Source organism: Acinetobacter brisouii, from assembly GCF_008993995.1.
In the GTDB taxonomy this organism is placed as follows: domain Bacteria; phylum Pseudomonadota; class Gammaproteobacteria; order Pseudomonadales; family Moraxellaceae; genus Acinetobacter; species Acinetobacter brisouii_A.
In genome coordinates this window covers 1-1,404 of sequence record NZ_BKNN01000153.1, presented here as the reverse complement: position 1 = coordinate 1,404, position 1,404 = coordinate 1, and the positions used below count along the sequence as shown (strand labels likewise).

At 38.7% G+C, this 1,404-nt stretch carries 1 pseudogene; it reads left to right on the top strand.

Features of this window, described 5'->3' with window-relative positions:
* Nucleotides 1–86 precede the first annotated feature (86 nt).
* Nucleotides 87–1,390: pseudogene (locus GBN19_RS15365) on the top strand (IS4 family transposase).
* Nucleotides 1,391–1,404 lie beyond the last annotated feature (14 nt).

Sequence of the window (1,404 nt, the reverse complement as noted above, 5' to 3'; positions counted from 1 at the left end):
CTCTTTATAGAGTAATGCCAGTCAGTTAAGCAAAAAAATGCAAATTGCTGTAAAAATGAGTGTATGCAAATACACTCATTTTTTTTATGAATTTATCACATCATTTAGATTTAACACTCCAACAAACATTACCCTCACTCTCACATTTCAATGAACTCATTGATTTAAATTGGATCGAAGCTTGTTTAAAAGAAACAGGCAAGGCATCTATCCGAAAGAGAAAACTCCCTGCTGAACATGTGGTATGGCTGGTGATTGGTCTTGCCTTATTTCGAGATCAACCCATTTGGTATGTTGTTCAACAGTTGCAACTTGTCTTTGGTACAACGCAATATTGTGTTCCCAGTGCATCTGTACAAGCTCGACAACGTTTGGGATTGGAACTCTTGCAGGCACTGTTTTCCACCTTAGCCAAGCATGGTTTCAAGATTCACAGCAACAACATTCAGATTTTCATGGTCTTCGTATATGTGCAGTTGATGGTATTGTCTGGTCTATGCCACATACATAAGAAAACTTGAATCACTTTGGCTCATCGAAAGGTAAAAACGCTTCTGCTCCTTATCCTCAAGTGAGGGCAACCTGCTTGGTGAATACCAATACGCATGAAATCATCGACGCTCAACTCGGCAGTATGGATCAGGGAGAACTGACTTTAGCCAGTCAACTTAAAGCGCCTGCTCAAAGTATCACTTTATTTGATCGCGCTTATTTCTCCGCTAATTTTCTCATCAATTGGCATTCCCAAACAGAAAGCCGTCATTGGCTGATGCGAGCCAAAGATAATTTACGCTATGAAATTATAAAACAACACTCAAAACATGATGCTCACATCAGAATGCCTATTTCACCTAGAGCGAAGAAACTGAATCCATTATTGGGAGAATATTGGGAAGCTCGTTTAATAGAAATCGAACATTTAGGCAAAACTAGACGATACATCACATCTTTAATGGATTCAAAAGCCTATCCACTCAAAGAGGTTGCGATGCTTTACGTCCAACGTTGGGAGATTGAGATGTGCTATCGGGAAATTAAAAGTGATTTACAAGATAGTCAGACGTTAAGAAGTAAGCAGCCTGATTTGGTTTATCAGGAATTATGGGGCGTATTGATTGCCTATAATGTATTAAGACGACAGATGAGATTTATGGCTGAACGCGCCAAGGTCAGTCCATTAAAGATCAGTTTTCATATCGCATCAATGAGTATTATCAATATATTGAGGCATACGCCTTTAGAGTCGGCAGGTAATTTGCCTAGACATTTAGAGCATTTATTAGAAAGTTCAAAAATGTATGTATTACCTGAAAAAAGGCATAGGCTGTGTCCGAGAGTAGTTAAAGCAAAACCTGCAAAATATCCAAAGAAAAAATGCCAATCAGCTTAACTGACTGGCATTAC